This is a genomic window from Vibrio sp. 1580 (genome assembly GCF_033340055.1).
Map to the genome: position 1 here is coordinate 1 of NZ_JAWOVT010000097.1, position 982 is coordinate 982.

The 982-nt window shown below is 48.8% G+C and carries 2 pseudogenes; one reads left to right on the forward strand and one right to left on the reverse strand.

Features of this window, described 5'->3' with window-relative positions:
- Window positions 1-794, forward strand: a pseudogene (locus tag R7093_RS24275) (6-phospho-beta-glucosidase); the annotation flags it as partial.
- Window positions 795-842: 48 nt separating this feature from the next.
- Here the strand turns inward: R7093_RS24275 and R7093_RS24280 are convergent.
- Window positions 843-982, reverse strand: a pseudogene (locus R7093_RS24280) (alcohol dehydrogenase); the annotation flags it as partial.

Genomic DNA, 982 nt, shown 5'->3' on the forward strand with positions numbered 1-982 from the left:
TGCCAGTTATCATGCAAAAAGGCATCGCCCAAATGCTCGGTGCTAACGAGCAAGAGTTTGTGCTGCAAGTTGCGGGTTTGAACCACTTTATCTGGGCACGCCAGATCCTGCACGACGGTCGTGACAAACTGCAAGAAGTGGTCGAAGAGATCCTATCTGGCAACGATCCTTTGGTGCCGCAAAACATTCCTCCATTCAAATGGCCAACAGAACTGCTGCGCAATATGGGGATGATTCCATGCGCATACCTTCGCTACTATTACACCAGCGAAGACATCATGAAGCAGGAAATTGAAGAAGCGAACGGCGAAGGCACTCGCGGCGAAGTGGTCAAAGCGATGGAGAAACGTCTGTTCGATATCTACCGCAACCCAGAGCTTAACGAGAAACCAAAAGAACTCGAAAAGCGCGGTGGCCAATATTACTCAAAAGCGGCCTGTGAGCTGATGAGCTCTATCTACAACGACAAGCGCACCATCATGCACGTGAACACTCGCAACAACGGCGCGATTGCGGGCTTGCCGGACGACTGCACTGTGGAAGTGAGCTGTATGATCACCAAATCAGGGCCCGTTGCTTTGAATGTTGCACCGTTCCCAACAGATACACTGCGCCTGATTCAATTGATGAAGGATTTTGAATCACTCACTGTCGAAGCCGCGGTCACTGGCAACCGCAATACCGCGCACCGAGCGTTGATTCTGAACCCACTGGTCACAACAGGAACGATTCTAGAGCAGGCATTGGAAGAGACAATTCAAGCGAACCTCGACTACATGCCGCAGTTTCGTTAATCCTAACTAAAATGCAAAAGGGAGGGCGAGTGCCATCCCTTTTTGTGTTCACATGGTTAGAATAATCTTGCCACTCCGCGCTAGTGATTTTTCTTCAATTTGTTCAATCGCAGTTTGAAACGCTTCTAACGGCAAGTAGTGTGCAACTGCGAGCTTTATATCATTGGCAATAAAGTGTTTTAACATTT